Annotated in this window: 17 protein-coding genes; 8 read left to right on the top strand and 9 right to left on the bottom strand. The window is 44.2% G+C overall.

From position 1 onward, the window contains the following. The first annotated feature begins 33 nt into the window (after positions 1 to 33). Positions 34 to 1,653 carry a DUF2079 domain-containing protein gene (locus RIC07_RS14440; protein ID WP_446395149.1) on the top strand — a complete coding sequence of 540 codons (1,620 nt, stop codon included), beginning with the start codon at positions 34 to 36 and terminating at the stop codon, positions 1,651 to 1,653. A 390-nt stretch (positions 1,654 to 2,043) separates the two neighbouring features. On the opposite strand, the gene RIC07_RS14435 is transcribed toward RIC07_RS14440, so the two are convergent. Further along, complete coding sequence (locus RIC07_RS14435; RefSeq protein WP_446381223.1) at positions 2,044 to 2,169, bottom strand: hypothetical protein; 126 nt, start codon at positions 2,167 to 2,169, stop codon at positions 2,044 to 2,046. A 684-nt stretch (positions 2,170 to 2,853) separates the two neighbouring features. On the opposite strand from RIC07_RS14435, the gene RIC07_RS14430 reads away from it, so the two are divergent. Beyond that, the gene (locus RIC07_RS14430; RefSeq protein WP_446395126.1) at positions 2,854 to 3,438 is read left to right on the top strand and encodes a Uma2 family endonuclease; all 585 of its coding nucleotides are present in this window, start codon (positions 2,854 to 2,856) and stop codon (positions 3,436 to 3,438) included. A gap of 155 nt (positions 3,439 to 3,593) precedes the next feature. Here RIC07_RS14430 and mtnC read toward each other — a convergent pair whose 3' ends face one another. From mtnC to RIC07_RS14410, 4 genes are read right to left on the bottom strand one after another with little or no spacing between them, the layout of a single operon-like run. Continuing rightward, positions 3,594 to 4,301 (bottom strand): acireductone synthase, encoded by a 708-nt coding sequence (mtnC, locus tag RIC07_RS14425; protein WP_446395125.1) that lies wholly within the window; start codon positions 4,299 to 4,301, stop codon positions 3,594 to 3,596. Further along, positions 4,298 to 4,960, bottom strand: a complete 663-nt coding sequence (mtnB, locus tag RIC07_RS14420; protein WP_446395124.1) for a methylthioribulose 1-phosphate dehydratase — start codon at positions 4,958 to 4,960, stop codon at positions 4,298 to 4,300. The genes mtnC and mtnB overlap by 4 nt, the downstream gene beginning before the upstream one ends. 21 nt (positions 4,961 to 4,981) lie before the next feature. Next, positions 4,982 to 5,104, bottom strand: coding sequence for a hypothetical protein (locus RIC07_RS14415; RefSeq protein ID WP_446395123.1), 123 nt, complete (start codon positions 5,102 to 5,104; stop codon positions 4,982 to 4,984). A 1-nt stretch (position 5,105) separates the two neighbouring features. Further along, on the bottom strand, positions 5,106 to 6,065 hold the full coding sequence (locus RIC07_RS14410) for an MDR/zinc-dependent alcohol dehydrogenase-like family protein (protein WP_446395122.1): 960 nt from the start codon (positions 6,063 to 6,065) through the stop codon (positions 5,106 to 5,108). Between the two features lie 58 nt (positions 6,066 to 6,123). On the opposite strand from RIC07_RS14410, the gene RIC07_RS14405 reads away from it, so the two are divergent. The 4 genes from RIC07_RS14405 (at position 6,124) to RIC07_RS14390 (ending at position 9,044) form a co-directional block, all read left to right on the top strand. Continuing rightward, complete coding sequence (locus RIC07_RS14405; RefSeq protein ID WP_446395121.1) at positions 6,124 to 6,651, top strand: hypothetical protein; 528 nt, start codon at positions 6,124 to 6,126, stop codon at positions 6,649 to 6,651. 125 nt (positions 6,652 to 6,776) lie between these two features. Then, positions 6,777 to 8,261, top strand: a complete 1,485-nt coding sequence (gatB, locus tag RIC07_RS14400) for an Asp-tRNA(Asn)/Glu-tRNA(Gln) amidotransferase subunit GatB (protein ID WP_446395148.1) — start codon at positions 6,777 to 6,779, stop codon at positions 8,259 to 8,261. Positions 8,262 to 8,563: 302 nt separating this feature from the next. Then, positions 8,564 to 8,854, top strand: a complete 291-nt coding sequence (locus RIC07_RS14395) for a nucleotidyltransferase family protein (protein WP_044210625.1) — start codon at positions 8,564 to 8,566, stop codon at positions 8,852 to 8,854. Then, positions 8,844 to 9,044 (top strand): HepT-like ribonuclease domain-containing protein, encoded by a 201-nt coding sequence (locus RIC07_RS14390; RefSeq protein ID WP_446395120.1) that lies wholly within the window; start codon positions 8,844 to 8,846, stop codon positions 9,042 to 9,044. Before RIC07_RS14395 ends, RIC07_RS14390 begins: the two co-directional genes overlap by 11 nt. 161 nt (positions 9,045 to 9,205) lie before the next feature. On the opposite strand, the gene RIC07_RS14385 is transcribed toward RIC07_RS14390, so the two are convergent. The 4 genes from RIC07_RS14385 to RIC07_RS14370 all read right to left on the bottom strand — a co-directional run bounded on the left by RIC07_RS14385 (position 9,206) and on the right by RIC07_RS14370 (position 13,191). Further along, positions 9,206 to 9,571, bottom strand: a complete 366-nt coding sequence (locus RIC07_RS14385; protein WP_446395119.1) for a hypothetical protein — start codon at positions 9,569 to 9,571, stop codon at positions 9,206 to 9,208. A gap of 19 nt (positions 9,572 to 9,590) precedes the next feature. Next, on the bottom strand, positions 9,591 to 10,031 hold the full coding sequence (locus tag RIC07_RS14380; RefSeq protein WP_446395118.1) for a hypothetical protein: 441 nt from the start codon (positions 10,029 to 10,031) through the stop codon (positions 9,591 to 9,593). A gap of 32 nt (positions 10,032 to 10,063) precedes the next feature. Beyond that, positions 10,064 to 12,397, bottom strand: coding sequence for an ATP-dependent helicase (locus tag RIC07_RS14375; RefSeq protein WP_446395117.1), 2,334 nt, complete (start codon positions 12,395 to 12,397; stop codon positions 10,064 to 10,066). A gap of 179 nt (positions 12,398 to 12,576) precedes the next feature. Then, entirely contained in the window at positions 12,577 to 13,191 is a 615-nt protein-coding gene (locus RIC07_RS14370) for a hypothetical protein (RefSeq protein WP_446395147.1), read from the bottom strand. 337 nt (positions 13,192 to 13,528) lie between these two features. Between RIC07_RS14370 and RIC07_RS14365 the strand changes: the two genes are divergently transcribed. Both RIC07_RS14365 and RIC07_RS14360 read left to right on the top strand, forming a co-directional pair. Continuing rightward, on the top strand, positions 13,529 to 15,955 hold the full coding sequence (locus RIC07_RS14365; protein ID WP_446395116.1) for an ankyrin repeat domain-containing protein: 2,427 nt from the start codon (positions 13,529 to 13,531) through the stop codon (positions 15,953 to 15,955). A gap of 333 nt (positions 15,956 to 16,288) precedes the next feature. Then, positions 16,289 to 17,785: a serine/threonine protein kinase gene (locus tag RIC07_RS14360; protein WP_446395115.1), complete on the top strand. Its 1,497-nt coding sequence runs from the start codon at positions 16,289 to 16,291 to the stop codon at positions 17,783 to 17,785. Positions 17,786 to 18,225: the final 440 nt, after the last annotated feature.

Here is an 18,225-nt window from a genome sequence, read left to right as displayed (position 1 = left end):
TGATAGACGAATTATACAGCCGGACATACTATGATGCGATTGAAATTTTCTCAGGTATCTCTATCAAAGTTAGCGATTACGGTGGCACTCGCTTTTTTTTGTATTGCTTTAACTTTAGGCTTACATCGACACTATACGTTTTATTCCTCCTACGACCAAGGGATTTTTAATCAAGTCTTCTGGAATAACCTGCATGGACGTTTTTTTGAGAGTTCCTTATCCTCCCAACTTTCGACGAATGTGGTTCATCAGGGGGAGGTTCCCAGGGTGGATTATCACCGATTGGGACAACATTTTACGCCAGCGTTGTTACTTTGGTTACCCCTGTATGCTTTATTTCCTACACCCGCCACGTTAACTGTATTGCAGATAACATTGGTCACGGCGGCAGGTTTGGTGTTGTATGGTCTCGCACGAGAGTATCTGGAACCAACCTTAGCTGGGATGATTACGGTTAGCTTTTACTGTGCGAATGCAGTTATTGGTCCAACGTTATCGAACTTTCACGATATTTCCCAGATTCCCCTATTTGTTTTCGGACTGTTGCTAGCGATGGAAAAACGCTGCTGGTGGCTGTTTTGGCTATTAGCCGTGTTCCTTTTAGCCGTGCGCGAAGATGCGGGAATCGGCTTGTTTGGTGTGGGAGTCTACTTAATCCTAAGTCGGCGCTATCCCCGGATTGGGTTAGCGGTTTGTAGCTTAAGTTTTGGCTATATAATTCTGCTGACGAATCTAGTTATGCCGTTATTTTCAGAAGATATTTCGCAGCGGTTTATGATGGAACGATTCGGTCAATATGCTTCAGGGGATGAGGCGTCTACGTTAGAAATTATCTGGGGAATGGTGAGTAATCCAGGGCGGGTGTTGGTGGAATTGGTTACACCCTTTGGTCGCACGTTGAATTATTTATTGGGGCAATGGTTACCGTTGGCGTTTGTGCCAGCGATTTCACCCGCCTCTTGGATGATAGCTGGATTTCCCTTACTTAAGTTATTTTTAGGTCAGGGAGAATCGGTACTGGCGATTAATATTCGTTATGCGCTTACGGTGGTGCCAGGGTTGTTTTATGGGGTGATTCTCTGGTGGTCAAAGCATCAAGGGTTATATAAGCGATCGCACTTTCGATATTTTTGGATTTTTTGTATTAGTTTGACGCTATTTTTCTCCTATACCTCCAGTGCTTCAGCGTTAAATCGGGCGTTTTATTTTATGCTACCGGATTCCTTTGACCCGTGGGTACATATCTCATTACCCCAACAGTGGCGGCATGTGCAACAAATGCGTCCTTTAGTTGCCCAAATTCCACCGGATGCCAGTGTTTCGGCGACAACGTATATTATTCCTCATCTCTCTAGTCGCCGTGAAATTATCCGCTTACCGGATTTAAAGTTACGCAATGATCAGCAAGAGGTTATTAATGTAGACTATATGATTGCTGACCTTTGGCGATTGCAGCAATATCAGGTGGCTTTTGATCAGGAACGAGGACTCTTGAAGTCGCTGGTATCACTCATTGATCAGGTAACGGCAAAGCAGGAGTATGGCATTATTGGGTTTGAAGATGGGGTAATTTTATTGCAGAAAGGGGTAGACTCTAATTCTGATGCTATGGAAAAATGGCTGGTATTTCAAAAACAGTTGGTTAACCGTTGATCCAGATAAAACATCTGATGCAGGACATCGTTGACATTCTCACCGACCGAAAAGGAATGTCACTGACTTACGCTGGGTTCGTAGTAGGCACTTTAGTGCCAGAAGCGCTAAAGCGCTTACTACAAACTCTAAAGTCAGTGGCATTCGACCTAAAAGGATCGGTGATTCCCTACCAGTCAAACAGGGATAACTGAATGTACTTTTGTCAAATTACTTCTTGTAGGGGCGACCCGCTTGGTTTAATTAACAACACCACTCTATTCAATGCGATCGGGTCGCCCTGTCCTCAATTTAAAGCGAAGACCGCGCAACTGTATAAAGAGAATTATTTGGGTTGAGTCGCGGTGCGATCGCGCCCTATTTCTTCCCTCCCATCCAGTCACTGGTTCCTCAATTTGTTGGCTTAAGCAGAGATTCGGTGATCTGTGTCTTATGCGATCGCACTTCCTCTAACTCCTGCTGAGTTGCATTCCTATTCCCCCCAGTTGTTCCTTTTTGATTAAACCTCAGATGCATAAAAAGGTTCCTTTGTCAAATTTACCTCGGTCTGAGTTGAGGAAATTGGGTAATGTAAGATGCTTGTCGTGTTTCACGTTTGCCGCAGTGTTACGGGATAAAATAACGTATTTATAAGGGTTTGAAGCGTTTAAAGTTGAAAAATTGCTATAAAATTAGCACAATACAGGATTAAGTTAACATTGTACTACAACCTCAAACCCTGATCAAATCAGGATTGACCTGTGACGTTTTCTGCCCTGTTAAGTTTGATGAAGTTTAAATGATTAAAACGTAAGCCTAAAGTCTAAAAGTTTTCCTTATCTCAATCAGGTGGTAGAAATGAACAGGGGTAGACTGGGGAGTGATGCTTCCCCGTCTTCCTGGGAATGGGAAGAAGTTAGGGGATAAGGAGGAAACGTGCGATCGCGTTGCTTGGATCAGGATAGATACGATTGGGCGATCGGATACTAGAACCAAAACCCCGATCATCTTCCTGTAAGGGCGACCCGCTTGGTTTAATCAACAACACAATTCCATTCAATTTCGGGTCGCCCTGTCTTGGCGATCGCAGACCTTCATTATTAACCGATTCAACCTAAAAGAATAGTTCGGGTTGTCCGTGCGATCGCGAGTCTAACTCCTATTTGCTAATATGAGAGGATATGCAAGGTTTAACGGGTCAGTATTCTATGGGTTTATGGCATGGCAACGATTACTTCAACTCCAGTAATTCTAAACTTAGACAACGTTGGTTTAAGCGATGAACAATTTTATCAACTCTGCCAAGCCAATCACAATTGGCAACTCGAACGAACGGCTAAAGGAGAATTAATTATTATGCCTCCCGTTGGTGGCGTGAGTGGAAATCGAGAAGCTGATTTGAACGGTCAAGTGTGGTTTTGGAATCGCCAAACTCAACGGGGACGAGTCTTTAGTTCGTCTACCATATTTCGCTTACCCAATGGCGGAGATCGTTCTCCCGATGTCGCTTGGGTTACCAATGAACGCTGGGAATCGCTAACTCCAGAAGAACAAGCAAAATTTCCGCCCATTTGTCCTGATTTTGTCATCGAATTGCGTTCTCGCACCGATTCCCTGCCAGAGTTGCAAACCAAAATGCAGGAATACCTGAACAGTGGTTTGCGTTTAGGGTGGTTGATTAATCCGCAAGCCCAACAGGTGCAAATTTATCGTCCAAATCAGACTGTTGAGATTGTGCAGTTACCTGCGAGTTTATCAGGAGAAGCTGTTTTACCCGGATTTGTTTTAGATTTACCTGTTTTCTAAGGTGTGAATTGATTTGATCAGATCGAACAACAATGCCATACAGTCAATTCACAGATCTTGCTAAAGCCAAAGAAGCCTTCAACGTGTTTAATGGAGTAAGCTTTAGCTTACTTAAGCTTTCAGCCGGAAATTTATTTCCTGGCATCTAACTTCGCTTATGTGTCCAACGATACGTCTTGAAACGATTCTACTTCTGGTACGTCAGACCAAGATTCGGTTTCCTCGCGCTTGACATGAACCACTCGTAACCCTTTCTCTCGCGCCGCAACTAATTCAGCGGGAACATCGGAAAAGAATACAATTTTATTGGGCGCTAATCCTAAAACCTCGATAATCTGTTCGTAACTCATCGCTTCTTTTTTACTCCCCGTCGTCAAATCGAAATAGTTAGAAAATAGTGGGGTTAAATCACCTTCGACTGTGTGGCTGAAAAACATTTTTTGCGTGGCAATTGACCCAGAGGAATAAATCCCTAATTTTAACCCCGATCGCGCCCATTCTTCTAACTTTGGCTTGACATCAGGGTAAAGATGTGATTTAAATGCCTCCGTCTCGAATCCCTCTTTCCAAATTAGTCCTTGAATGGATTTCAGGGCGGGGTGTTTGCGATCGCGATCAATCCAGTGGAGTAAAGTCGCGATCGCGCCCTCTAAATCAATCTCTTGTCCTTGTTCAGCTTTAACCGTCTGCTGCGTCAGGTTAATCGCCTCAACCACCTCATCTAAATTCTTATGGCTTAAAACAAACTGTTCCAACCGTTCTCTAGAGTAAGGAAACATCACCTTATGCACAAATTGAATATCAGAGGTTGTGCCTTCAATATCCAACAAAATATACTTGACATCGGTTAGGGTAACACTCATCCCATCCTTAACTCCAATAAACGACACTCGAACAGAAATTCCCAGGCTTCAACATGACGTTTCGCCGCCTGAATCGTGTTTCCCCAAGTATATAACCCATGACCCGCGATCGCGAAGCCAAATAACTCGTCACGTTGAGCTAAATAGTGATTCAAATTGTTCGCAAATTCTACCATGTTTTGGGAATTGGGAAAAATGGGCAGCGTTACGGTTGTGTCGTGGGTGTCAATGCCATCAAAGGCTTTTTTAATTTCGTAGCCCGTAAAGGTCATTTCACCAGGATGGGCAAAATCTGTTCCTAATCCAGCATATTTCATCGATAACACGGTAGACGCCGGGGAATGGGTATGCAGCACACATTCAATGGGTTGCCAGTTATAAAGACTTAGGTGAATTAAGGTTTCGGCTGAGGGTTTTGCCTCTTTCGGTTCAATCGCTTGACCTCGTTCATCTATCAACATGAAATGATTGGGTTTAAACTGGCTTTTATCCTGTCCAGAACGGGAAATAACAAAGGCTTTTTGTTCCTGATCCTTAACGAAGGAAAAATTAGAACTGGTGGCTGGTGTCCAACCGCGATTGGCAAAAAAACGAATAACATTGGTCAGTTCGATCGCCTTTGCCTTTGTCTGTTTATCTTCTAACCATCCGATTTGCACCCGACTTGACCCTCCCTGTTTTTATCCTGAAATCTCATCCTGATTGGCTTCTTTTCGGCAAGCGAGTATAACCAATGACCAATGACCAATGACTAATGACCAATGACCAATGACCAATGACCAATGACTAATGACCAATGACAAACTACTGATCACTCATATCCAATAAAACCTTCAACACGCCCTTAGTTTTTGCCTGTTCAACGGCTTTAATTCCCTCTCGTAACGGATAATGACCCTGAATCAGTGGTTTCACATCCACCCGTCCTGACGCCAGTAACTCCAGGGCGGGGGCAAACGGACCACAACGCGACCCAATTAGGGTAATTTCGTCTACAACCAGAGATGATGCATCAAAGGTTAATTGACCCGCGTAGGTACTTTTCAGGACTAAAATACCCCGTGGACGTAAAGCGCGGCGGGCGAGTTCAAATCCAGCCGGATTCCCGGTACACTCAACCGCAATATCAAACGATCGGTGTGCGATCGCATCGGCGAATCCCACATTAATCCCCCGTGCCGATAAATTTGCCAACTTATGCCGATGACGCCCCACCACAAACAAGTCACATCCGGTTAGGGCAAGGGTTTGGGCGACTAATTGTCCCAGTTTCCCATCGCCCACCACCACCACTCGTTCCGTCGAACTCACCGTGACTTGCTGCTGAATTTCCAAGGCGGCGGCGACGGGTTCGGTAAAGGTAGCTAAATCTGTGGGTAAAGTATCGGGGACTCGATACAAATTCTCTATTGGTAAACTAAGATAGTCGGCAAACGCCCCATGGCGGTTGGCAATTCCCAATACCGTGCGGTTTTCGCAGTGAGTTGATTGTCCACGTTGACAATAGTGACATTGCCCACAGACGGCGTTAATCTCGCCAACAACTCGTTGTCCCTGTAATTCAGTCGGTCCTTGTTCGACAACACCGACGAATTCATGACCTAAAATACCCTTATAGGGATAATAGCCCCGAATTAATTCCAAATCCGTGTTGCAGATACCCGCCCGAACAACTCGTACCAAGGCTTCCCCCGGTGGTGGCTGCGGAATGGGGATATCGTGGCGGAGTTGCAGTTGATTGTTTTCCAGCCAAAGTGCTTGCATTAGGATGAATTTTCGATCAAGATAACTTGACTAGCATTTTATTACGAGATGGAATCAGGTGGATATTCCAGACGATGTGACCTTTGACGACGCGATCGCACTCACTCAGTCGCTGATGACCCAACTGTCATCCGGTGAACTCTCCCAAGTAGACGCGGCGAGTGCGATCGCCCAATTGGTGAAAACCACAAATGGTGCTAGAGGGTTCTTTGTCACGTACCTCACCGCTGACGACAGTTTAGCGGATACTCCCTCGCCAGAGGTAATTCAAGCCCTGCAATCCTCACCGGATACCGTCGCTGAACTGTTGGTGAAAAACTTAGCCATGTCCGCTGCCATGGCGATTACCCACCGTCGGAATCAGAATGAAGCCATGGCGCAAGGATCAGATCGAGTACGAAGACGAACGATCCATTTAATTGAACAAATTAATCTCCCTCAAGTGCAGGAAAAAGTAGTGGCGTTACGGGAAAGTGCCATCACCGGAGAGGGAAGTTATAAGGCGTTTCTGGAACGTTGGCAATATGATGCCCAACAACGGGAGATTATTCGTCACACTCTCGATCGGGTAATTGTAGAGAGTTGATCATACGACAAATGACAAATGACAAATGACAAATGACAAATGACAAATGACAAATGACAAATGACGATCCCAACCCCCACGCTAAAATAGACCAAAACTCTTACAACAAAACAGCAAAGAAACAGATGACCACCGCAGCACCCGCCAAAACCAAGTACGAAGCCATCATTGGTCTAGAAACCCACTGCCAACTCAACACCGCCACCAAAATATTCTCCTACTCCTCCACAGAATTCGGCACTCGCCCCAACACCAACATTGACCCGATATGCATGGGACTCCCCGGAGTGCTACCGGTTCTCAATCAAAAAGTCCTAGAATCCGCCGTCAAAGCCGGATTAGCCCTCAACTGCCAAATCGCCCCCTATAGTAAATTCGACCGCAAACAATACTTTTATCCCGACTTACCCAAAAACTATCAAATCTCTCAATATGACCTCCCCATCGCCGAACATGGCTGGTTAGAAATCGAACTCATCGATGACGACGGAAACCCGATCGACAAAAAAATCGGCATCACCCGTCTGCACATGGAAGAAGACGCCGGAAAACTCGTCCATGCCGGAAGTGACCGACTCTCTGGTTCCACCTACTCCCTCGTCGATTTCAACCGTGCAGGTATCCCCCTCCTAGAAATTGTCTCAGAACCCGACTTGCGTTCTGGCAAAGAAGCCGCCGAATATGCCCAAGAATTGCGCCGGATTATGCGTTACTTGGGTATCAGTGATGGCAATATGCAGGAAGGTTCCCTGCGCTGTGATGTGAATATCTCCGTGCGTCCCGTCGGTCAAAAAGAGTTTGGCGTGAAAGTTGAGATCAAAAACATGAACTCCTTTAGCGCCATTCAAAAAGCCATTGACTACGAAATCGAACGGCAAATCGAGGCAATTGAAACCGGGGAACCGATAGTCCAAGAAACCCGCCTCTGGGAAGAAGGAAGTCAACGCACGATTAGTATGCGGATTAAAGAAGGGTCTAGCGATTACCGCTACTTCCCCGAACCCGACTTACCCCCAATTGAAGTTTCTAAAGAACAACTCGAACAATGGCGTAGTGAACTCCCCGAACTTCCCGCCGAGAAACGGCATCATTATGAAGAGAAATTCGGGCTTTCGGCTTATGATGCCCGCGTCTTAACTGAAGATAAACTGGTTGCCGAATATTTTGAAGCCGCCGTAACCGCTAATGCCAATCCTAAACAAGTGGCAAACTGGGTGATGGGAGATATTGCTGCTTATCTGAATACGGAGAAATTGGCGATTACCGAAATCGCGCTCAAACCGTTAGTGTTGGCAGAACTGATTCAGTTGATTGAAGATGATACGATTAGCGGCAAAATCGCCAAAGAAATTCTCCCAGAACTCCTATCAACAGGCGGTTCAGCTAAGGAACTAGCTGAAAGTCGGGGACTGATTCAAATCTCTGATGTCAGCCAACTCGAAGCCATCATTGATCAAGTGATTGCGGCTAATCCCAAGAAATTGGAACAGTATCGGAATGGGAAAACCAAGCTGCAAGGGTTTTTTGTGGGACAGGTGATGAAGGAAACCAATGGACGGGCAAATCCCAAATTAACCAACCAACTTTTAGGCAAAAAGTTGAAGGGGTAAATTTGGGGTTTGGGCGGGTTTTGTTGCCCAGTTATTGGTGAGCATCTACATTGATAGGCTAAACCCGCCCCTACTGATACCATTACATTAAATACCTTTAGTTGAACTCACATCTTACACCAATCATTGTAGGGTGCGTTAGCAAAGCGTAACGCACCATTATCTTTTTTGAGGACTACTTTCAAAAGTCAATTAATCAGGTACGGTTGGCATTGCTGCTGGCTATTTTTTTCAACTTAATGTCTGGAGTGTTAGATAATATTCTTATTAGTCGTATTGGCTGAATGAGTGGGGGGATAACGGTGAAACGAGAGGATGTGTTAGCCATTGTTAAAGCTCATCAATTGAAACTTCAAGAACTTGGTGTCAAGTCGTTGGAGTTGTTTGGTTCTGTCGCGCGGGATGAAGCGAGAACCGACAGTGATGTGGATTTTCTGGTCGAATTTTCTCAACCGATAGGATTATTTGGTTTTAGTCGCATCCGGCTTTATCTAGAAGATATTTTAGGCTGTCCTGTCGATTTAGGGACTCAAGATGCGTTACGAGAGCATTTGCGTGAACCTGTTTTGGAGGATGTGATTCGTGTCTTCTAGAGGTTGGCAACTGCGAGTTCAAGATATTTTGCAGGCAATTTCGAGTATTCAGGAACGAACAGCCGGAATAACGTTTGAGGAATTTGCCGCTGATGAAATGCTGTTTGATTCGATTCTTTACAAGTTAGGACACATCATTTATGTAGAGACGTTGCATGCAACGTCTCTACAATGGTGCCGAAAGTCCTAATCGATGTGTCTACTGCTATAATTGCCTGCTGGAATGATTATCTGTTTTTGAATTTAGATAAAGGTAAAATAGAACAATTGTTGAAAATCCCAACATAGGCAACGTTTACATCACCCAAACAACTAGAATCACATGGGCATTACATCCCAAATTTAATATTACTACTCCCTTTGCAAATAAATAAAACGACTATTTTTACAGCAATCCAATAGTTCTAAAAGTTTTTTTAGTCGATACGTTCTTTCTCCTAATATTTCTTTGGAGAGGGTTTCCTCTAAGTCTACTAACATGGCTGCTGTTTCTTTCAATATCATTTCATTAAAACAGGCAGTAAACATACTTCTTGTGGTGCTGGATAAATGGATTAGTGGTAGCTCTACTTCTTCTCCATCAAGACAAATCGTGGTCATTTTAGAACGCCCGACTTGAGCAAAGTCTGAATAGGCTAGCCACTGATAAAAATCTTCTATCATCCGAATACTTTGAGAAGATTGTCCATTTTCCCCATAGAAATTAATGTTTAACATGACTTCTTCCTATCTCATATCAGTAATTACTAAATGTTGATTCAGGTATATTTTCAGCAAAAGCAATACCCGCCTGGTTCAGTTTTTGCTTACTCGGTTGAGAAATTCGGTTAGCGCTGACAATTCCAATTACAGTTCCTTGGTTAATAATTATATCTACTTCCTTGCCATAGAGATATTGGGTTTTAATTTCCAGATGGGGATTGCTGGTTGACGTTACTGTCGCCGTAGCCGTAATCGAGTCATTCTGATTAAATTGCTGATGAATTTCTCGAATGAGTTGTTTGACTTTAAGGGTATCGGCTGAGTTTATAATTTTTATATCACCGTTCTCATCATTACCATAGGTTTCCCGACAGGAAATATAATGGGATGTTAATTGAGCGATGACCCAGCGTTTCAAGTTCTTGTGCTTTTGGAGTATATTTATCAGTCTGTCTTCATCAGATTGTTGTTCCATACTAAATCACTAACCATCACTCCGGCTAACTCTTAATTTGCCATCGTTGCTAGCGAAACTACTGAATCGGGGAAGCGACGACTTAATACAGGTAACACAGGACAAGGCTTTTTCATCTGTAAGTTATCTGAGGCTTGTCCACTGAAGGTATTCCAGCGAAAGGGTCCTTTTTGTGCCGCTGATATCCATAAGAGTCGCTTGGCGCGGGTCATGGCGACGTATAATAGACGATATTCTTCGGCGGTTTTGAGTTGTCCGGCTTTCTCCCAGGCTTCTAAGGCGGTGGGTAGGGGGTGTTCGTGTAAGCTGGCGCGAATTTGCGCCCGGGCGACTTCGGCTAGGGTAAAATCGCCTAAGAATTGGGCGGCGGTGGGTACCCAAGGATTACCGGGAATGGTGTCTTCGTGGAGAAAGGGGAGAAAAACGTAGTCCCAATCTAATCCCTTGGCTTTGTGCATGGTGATGATGGTGAGTTGACGGCGACGTAAATAGCGCGAGTCGGCGTCTTCGGTTTCTACGGGTTCAAAGCGTTCCGAGGAGACAATTTCACTCAAGGCGGCTAAGGTAGCAGGCATGGCGCTGCTACTATAGGTTTGTTTAACCACTCGTTCGGCGAGTTTATCGGCTGTGGCGAGTTCCGATTGGTCGTACTGTAAGGTGAGGGCTAAAAAGGAAATAAGCTGGTAATGGGGTAATTCTAAACGCGCCCGTAATAGACTACGACAGTATCTGGCGGCTTGACTGACTGCGGGCGTGGGATGGGGGTCAAGGGGTCCGGGATAGAGGAATTGTTCGGGATAGGTGGCGAGGGCGTTTAAGTCTTGGGTGGGAATCAGTTGGCGTTTAACCAGAACGTCTAATGCGGCTTTTAGGTAATCGGGAGAATGGGGACGGTCAATAAATTGCAATAATGCCAGGATTTCTATGGGAATATGTGAATGGCGATCGCTCCCCTGTACATCATACACGTCAATCCCATGCTGGCGTTTGAGATAGTCGAGTTTCTGGGCGATAAAGTTTCCTTGGCGATTTTCTCGGACTAAGACGGCGGCGTTATGTTCGGGGTTGCGGGTAAATAGGTCTATTACCCGTTGTCCCAACAATTCTACCGTTTGATAAATATCACTGGGTTGATAGATTTCTAACCCTTTCCCCTCTGGCTGGGGATTGGCGTCGGTTTGCGGGTCATCGGGGGGTACGGGATGGATGGTTTGGGGGCGAAAGGGACGAGTGGATTCATCCTGGTTTTGCGTATAGGTTTGATTCACCCAATTTAGGATAAAGTTAGCCGCATTAATAATAATTGGTGTACTACGACCTGCTTGATCCATGGTAGCAAGGCGCTGTTGTTCCTGGCATTCGGAACAAAAGCGATTAAAATAAATGGGGTCAGCGGGGGTAAAGGTGGAGTTAATCGCTTGATTTGGGTCACCCACCCGGATTAAATTGAGGGGACTGTAAGGATTACTCGGATCAGTGGCTAGGGTTTGTAATAAGCGATATTGGAGGGGACTGGAATCCTGTGCTTCGTCTTCAAAGACGGCAAAGAATTGCCTCTGCCAGAGTTGACGCACGGTGTTATCCTCTAGCACTCGCAATGCTGCCAGAATCATATCATCATAATCAATAAAGTCTCGCGATCGCGTCACTCGTTGATATTGTTCGTATAATCCCGCCGCGATCGCTAATATGTCATAAGGGTCATTGGTTTGTTGACTGATTCCCCATAAGTCTTCCGGTAATAGTCCCGAACTTTTGGCTTCGTGAATCACTGTATAGGCTAAAGACGGTAGCACTTCGGTTCGCAATACCGATTGTCGCCGCAATCGTTCCGTTTCTTCCCCATCAAAACTGACTCCTTCCAGCAAACTAGAATAACGGCGCGGATTCGAGGCTATCCACTGTTCCACACAAGCGCGAATTAAGCGGTGGCTTTGATTCGGGGTGACAACCGTCAGCGTATCTAAATTAATCCCGGATAAATCCGGATGGCGGTTGGCAATATTGAGGGCTAACCCATGTAGCGTATACACCACAAAACTATTTTGGGGTAAGCGCAGGGGTTTAAGATAATCGCGAATTTTCGCCTTAATTGAAGCCGCCGCCGATCGCGTAAACGTGACCACGACTAATTGTCGTTTACCATGAAGTTGATAGCGTGCGATCGCAATAGCCGCCGCGACAGCCATTCCCGTAGACTTCCCCGCACCCGGTACCGCCGACACCGCCAGAGAACCCCCCTGCCAATCTGCCATCGGTTGTTGTCCCTGACGTAAACTGTTGTACAGGCGCTGCAATTCCTGTTCCCGTAAAGCAGTTAGGGACAGTTGTACAGTGTCTTGAGTCGTGTTGGGATTATCTGGCATTTTTTCGGGGGAAAGGCAATAATTTTAAATATATACACTCATTACTCGTCACGGGTTTAATTCGGTTTATCTACGGGAATAACTAGCGAACCAATCAATACACCTTTATGGCAAATACTCCGGCAAATTAAACTAACAATTTAGCACACTAACTACGGAAGACCCATAAAGCTGCTTGATTACGTCTGGGGAAACGTAGTATGGACAATCTGAGTAAGAATGCCCAGAATAAGTTCTATATTACCAATAAAATGTTCTCCGGATTCAAGGGATACGGTATTATCTACTAATTTCATAAACTTCCAGTTACTTCCTGTCGTTACGCCGCCATAGATACAGGCAATTGGCTGATTTCTCTGCTGGTTAAAGAGTTGAGCGGCTATCATTTCAGCAATACATTGAGCTATGCCTGATTTGATGTTATCGTTTTTGGCTTCAACTAGGGTGGCGACAGGAGCATTGATATATAATTGTTCGGGTGACTGGCTAATCAGAAAGTCACATTTACCGTTGAGTCCTTTCTGTTTGTCAACGGTAAACTCTGTACCCGAAAAGATACTAATTTTTCGATTGAAGGATTTTCGCAATTCAACCAGGATAGGGGCAATAATTAATTCTGAACGAGCTTTTTTGGTATCGATTTCTAAGGCGAGAGGAATATTCTCGGCGAGAATTTCTTGCAAAATGGGGCTGGGGATGACTGATTCTATCGGCTTAAATAATTCTACTCGTTCCTGAATAATTAGGTTAAATTGGCTTTTGAGTTCATAGAGGGTAAAATCGCTGTACGACATGGCTAATAAAGTTCGGTTTAACGATAGGTAGAGACGTTGCATGCAACGTCTCTACAACAGTACGGAAAGTCCTAATTGATGTGTCTACTGCTATAAAATCTGCTGAGGGTGACAGAATTAGCAACAAATTTGGGCATACTCTGAATAGAGTGAGTCATAAGTAGGTGGACACAATTAAAGTTAACGGTTTAGATTAGGGAACAGGGAATGGGGAATAGGGAATAGTAAGGGTTTGAGGTCGATTTACAAAAATTAATACAATGTTGTTTTCTTTTGTCCGACTACTTATAGCAACAGAGGCAACAACAATATCAATCCGGTTACAGGTTAAGTGGCTATGGAACAACTACAAGCGCGAGACGAGACGATCGCTAAACGTTATCGTATTTTAGCACCCTTGGCACAGGGAGGGAGCGGTATCACCTATCTGGGCGAAGATTTAGACACCGGAGAACGAGTTGTCCTGAAAGCGTTGTCACTGCGCCAGATTCATGACTGGAAAGCACTTGAACGGTTTGAACGAGAAGCGCAGGTGTTGGCTCAACTGAATCATCCGGGGATTCCTCGGTATCTGGACTATTTCTATCAAGATACACCACGCGATCGCACGTTCTATATTATCCAACAATTTGCCCCCGGACACTCACTAGCGGAATTAATCCGAAACGGTTGGCGGGGGAATGAAACAGAAATTCGCCAAATTGCCATTCAAATCTTAAACATCCTGATTTATTTACATCAGCAAATACCGCCTGTAATTCACCGGGATATTAAACCAGAAAATATCATCCGAGGCGATGATGGACAGATAATGCTTGTGGATTTTGGCGCGGTGCAAACTACCTATTACAGTACCTTAGCCAGAAGTCATACTGTGGTGGGAACGTTTGGCTATATGGCACCCGAACAATTTCTGGGACAAGCGGTTCCAGCTACGGATTTGTATGGGTTAGGCGCAACGTTGTTATTTTTACTCACCCATCGTTCTCCCGCCGATTTACCTGTCAATCATCTGACAACGGATTCCCGGTGTTTTCGGATACAGATATCGGAAGCCTTTGCTGATTGGTTGGAGACAATGCTGGAACCGGATTTAAAGCACCGCTTCTCTGATGCTGAAACCGCCCTGGCTGAGTTACAAAATCAGCGAGTTTCCGTTAAATTTAAACCCGTTTCCTCTAAGTCAGCCTTCTGGAAACCCCTGGTATCCGTAGGACTTTTAGCCAGTGTTATTTTAGGAATTAATACGTTTAAATACCCAATCCTCAGCACCCTCAGACTGACACCGCCCCAGGTTTATGAAGCCGCCGAACAGGGAGATATTACCACGATTCAACAGTATCTCAAAAACGGGTTAGGTGTGAATGCCAGAAATGGAGACTATACAACCCCTTTGCACTGGGTAGGTTCAGCGGAAGTGGCACAGTTACTGATTAATGCTGGTGCTGATGTAAATGCCACAGATCAGTATGGTTGGACTCCTCTCCATTATGCGCGATCGCGTGACATTGCGGCGTTACTTATTGCCAACGGTGCTGATATTCATGCCCAAAGTCAACCCAACTGGGAGCAATTACATGGATATCACTGGAATTGGGGTAAATTGCTACCCGGAATCACCCCTTTACACGTTGCCCGTTCTGCGGAAATTGCCCAATTGCTTATTGATAAAGGGGCGGATGTTAATATAAAAGACGCCAAAACAAATCGCACGCCATTACATCTAGCACATTCTCCTAAAATCGCCGCTGTTTTAATTGAAAACGGTGCCAAAATTGAGGCAGATGAGATTAATACAGACTACCATCCCCATGGTACTCTTCTGCATCAGGCAAGCAAAATAGAGTCTAAGAAGATGATAGAGTTCCTGCTGCAAAGCGGGGCAAATATTGTAGCTAAAGATTATCAGGGTAATACGCCGTTACATTTTGCTCCTTCTCCTGAAATCGCAGCACTGCTCATTGCTGATGTTAATGCCAGAAATAGTTATGGGGAAACGCCACTCCATAAAGCGGTAGAGAATGACAAAACCGAGGTAGTAGAATTACTGCTGGCTAAAGGTGCGAATAGTAATGCCCAGGATAACCAAGGAGAAACGCCATTACATAAAGCGGGCAATACTACAATTATCGAGCTATTACTCGATCAAAATGCGAATAGTAATGCCCAAGATAATTGGGGGAATACACGCCTTCATAACGCCGCTTCTCTGCTTAAGCTAGATCAAGTAGCGTTACTGATTGCTAAAGGCGCAAATGTTAATGCCAGAAATAATCAAGGAAACACCCCGCTACATATCGCGATCGCAAATCAAACTCGTGACGACTTTAAAGAAAATAATGATCTGGATCTGATCAAACTATTAATTGCTAACGGTGCTTATGTGAATATGCCAAACAATCAATTCTATAGTCCCCTTCATATAGCCGCTTGGAATAACTTAGACGCTGTTAAACTTCTGATTGAAAAAGGAGCAGAAATTAATCTTCCTAATAGAGAGGGCAAAACGCCCTTGCATTGTACAGGATTACAGGATATTGCCTTATTTTTAGTTAATTCAGGTGCTGATATCAATGCTATAGATCTTAATGGTGACACTCCGCTGCATAAAGCTGTCAGAAATAACTGGTCTAAATTAGTCGTGCAGTTACTCGCTAGAGGCGCAGAGGTTAATGTGATAAATTTTTCCGGTGAAACTCCTCTACAACTGGCTAAAAAAAAGTATATCAAACAATTGCTCGAAGATTACGGTGCGATGCCTTAGAATTTTATTTCACAGTTATAAGTAAGTAGGTGGACACAATTAAAGTTAGCGGTGGAGATTAGGGAACAGGGAACAGGGAACAGTAAAGGTTTGAGGGTTGTTTACATAACTTAATCTAGTTAAGTTTATTTCCACCAACCTACTTATACCCTCGAAGGTCGTGAAGGGACAATTGTAGGGGCGGGTTTAGGGACTCAATTCAAATATCCACCAATAACGGAACAACAAAACCCGCCCTCCTCACCGATAACGGAACAACAAAACCCGCCCTCCTCACCTCAAAAACAAAAACAAAACCCGCCCTCCCCACCAATAAATGAACTATTCAACTTTATGAACCGATTAATTAAAATGCCACAACTCTATTCTCGTCAAGACATCATGGCAAATCGATATCGCATCCTCAATGTTTTAGGACAAGGAAGTATCGCTACAACCTATAAAGCTGAAGACTTAAAAACAGGTCAACTCGTGGCAATAAAATCCCTATCCCTACGCCAGATGAGCGACTGGAAAACCTTAGACTTATTTAAACGAGAAGCCCAAACTCTCGCACAACTCAATCATCCCGCAATTCCCCAGTATTTAGCCTATTTTCAGGTAGATACACCGGAAACCCGTGATTTTTATCTTGTTCAGCAACTCGCTCCGGGAAAGTCGTTAGCTGAATTAGTGGAACTGGGGTGGAAACCCAAGGAAGCTACCGTTAAACGTTTAGCTATTGAATTATTAAATATACTGGTTTACTTACAACAATTTACGCCAGCGATTATCCATCGCGATATTAAGCCACAAAATATTATTCTCAGTAAAAATGGAGAAGTATTTCTTGTGGATTTTGGCGCAGTTTCCGATACCTATCGTCACACCGTAACCGGAGGTAGTACGATAGTGGGAACATTCGGCTATATGGCTCCCGAACAATATCGAGGTCAAGCAGTATTATCCACGGATTTGTATGGATTAGGGGCAACATTGCTATTTTTATTAACCGGAAAATCTCCGGCTGATTTCCCTCAGCATCAGCTCAAAATTCAGTTCCGTCCCCACGTCCAAATTTCGCCAGAGTTTGCCGATTGGTTAGAGCGAATCCTAGAACCTGCGATCGCCCATCGTTTTGCTAATGCGAAATATGCCTTATCTGTCTTGCAGGGGGAAGAGAAACTGAGGCAAAATATAGGACAACTTTTTTACCAATCGCCCCAAAAGCGGATAGCATTACTCAAGACGCCGCACAAATTAATTCTAGAAATTAAACCGATAGGGCGACAGCGCGATCGCTTCCGTTTATTAAGGGGACTGACTCGTATAATCAAACCCATTTTACCGTTGCTGTTGTGGGATCTGATCGGTTTGCTTCTGGTTCAAGTTATCGCTATGCCATCATTTTCTGGTAATATTGCTGAAACTATTCGATTAAATCATCATCCAGATATTATATTTGCAACAACCATCTACAACTGGGTATTAAATGGATGTATTGGGTTCCTCGTTATTGGTCTTTTATTTCTGAGTATCTATGTTATGACAGGACTGTTTAGTATCGGGAGTTTCCTAATTCGTGCCACGTCTCGCACTTGGATCGAAATTAGTCCAAAGGGCTTCCAGATAAAACGGTGGGTTTTGGGTTTATGTTACTGGAATGTTCGGGGGCAATTGGCTGATAGAAATCCGATCAACCTGGACAAAATAAAGTTACCGTTACTTAGAAAAACGATAACCGTGTGTTTGCTGCAGTCGCATCGGCGCAAGCATTGGTTAGGTATAGCTTTAAGCCGATCAGAGCAAAAGTGGCTGGTGAGAGAAATAACTGATTTTTTGGGGATTTAATCTTAATTAAGCCGAGAACTAAAGTTCTGGCTAAAAGCTAAAACCCGTTAAAACGGGTTCAAAGTCTTAGCCAGTCAGAAGGTAAGGTAGTTGGTGGAAGCATTCTCCTATTTGAAGACGCGATCGCACTCTTCTCTTATCCATACCTTAACCATGATTGAATGGGTCAGTATGGGGATGTTCTTCAGGTCACTTAAAGGATAAGGATTGCTGAGTTTCGTTTTCCTTGACATTAAACTTAATATTAAATATCAGAACATGCTTTATGATAAGGAGGAGTCGTAATGAACCATTTATTAGATATGCAGTAGTAAATACCTAGACATCAATTATGTCCGCTGTACTAGAAAATGTTAACAAGCGTCAAATTATTACTGTTCTCTGTGACACACCGAGCGTGTTACCGAGCGAAGTCGAGGTAAGTCGAGGTGTTTCTTTGC

The organism is Coleofasciculus sp. E1-EBD-02 (assembly GCF_040218245.1).
Lineage (GTDB): Bacteria > Cyanobacteriota > Cyanobacteriia > Cyanobacteriales > Coleofasciculaceae > Coleofasciculus.
The sequence above is the reverse complement of the archived record's forward strand: the minus strand, read 5'-3'. Positions and strand labels throughout refer to the sequence as shown.

Coding starts and splice junctions, on each gene's coding strand:
- RIC07_RS14360 (WP_446395115.1), top strand. CDS start 16,289: ATGAACCGATTAATTAAAATGCCACAACTCTATTCTCGTCAAGACATC.
- RIC07_RS14435 (WP_446381223.1), bottom strand. CDS start 2,169: ATGCATCTGAGGTTTAATCAAAAAGGAACAACTGGGGGGAATAGGAAT.
- RIC07_RS14440 (WP_446395149.1), top strand. CDS start 34: ATGCGATTGAAATTTTCTCAGGTATCTCTATCAAAGTTAGCGATTACG.
- RIC07_RS14430 (WP_446395126.1), top strand. CDS start 2,854: ATGGCAACGATTACTTCAACTCCAGTAATTCTAAACTTAGACAACGTT.
- RIC07_RS14410 (WP_446395122.1), bottom strand. CDS start 6,065: ATGCAAGCACTTTGGCTGGAAAACAATCAACTGCAACTCCGCCACGAT.
- RIC07_RS14375 (WP_446395117.1), bottom strand. CDS start 12,397: ATGCCAGATAATCCCAACACGACTCAAGACACTGTACAACTGTCCCTA.
- mtnC (WP_446395125.1), bottom strand. CDS start 4,301: ATGAGTGTTACCCTAACCGATGTCAAGTATATTTTGTTGGATATTGAA.
- RIC07_RS14365 (WP_446395116.1), top strand. CDS start 13,529: ATGGAACAACTACAAGCGCGAGACGAGACGATCGCTAAACGTTATCGT.
- RIC07_RS14370 (WP_446395147.1), bottom strand. CDS start 13,191: ATGTCGTACAGCGATTTTACCCTCTATGAACTCAAAAGCCAATTTAAC.
- RIC07_RS14385 (WP_446395119.1), bottom strand. CDS start 9,571: ATGTTAAACATTAATTTCTATGGGGAAAATGGACAATCTTCTCAAAGT.
- RIC07_RS14380 (WP_446395118.1), bottom strand. CDS start 10,031: ATGGAACAACAATCTGATGAAGACAGACTGATAAATATACTCCAAAAG.
- gatB (WP_446395148.1), top strand. CDS start 6,777: ATGACCACCGCAGCACCCGCCAAAACCAAGTACGAAGCCATCATTGGT.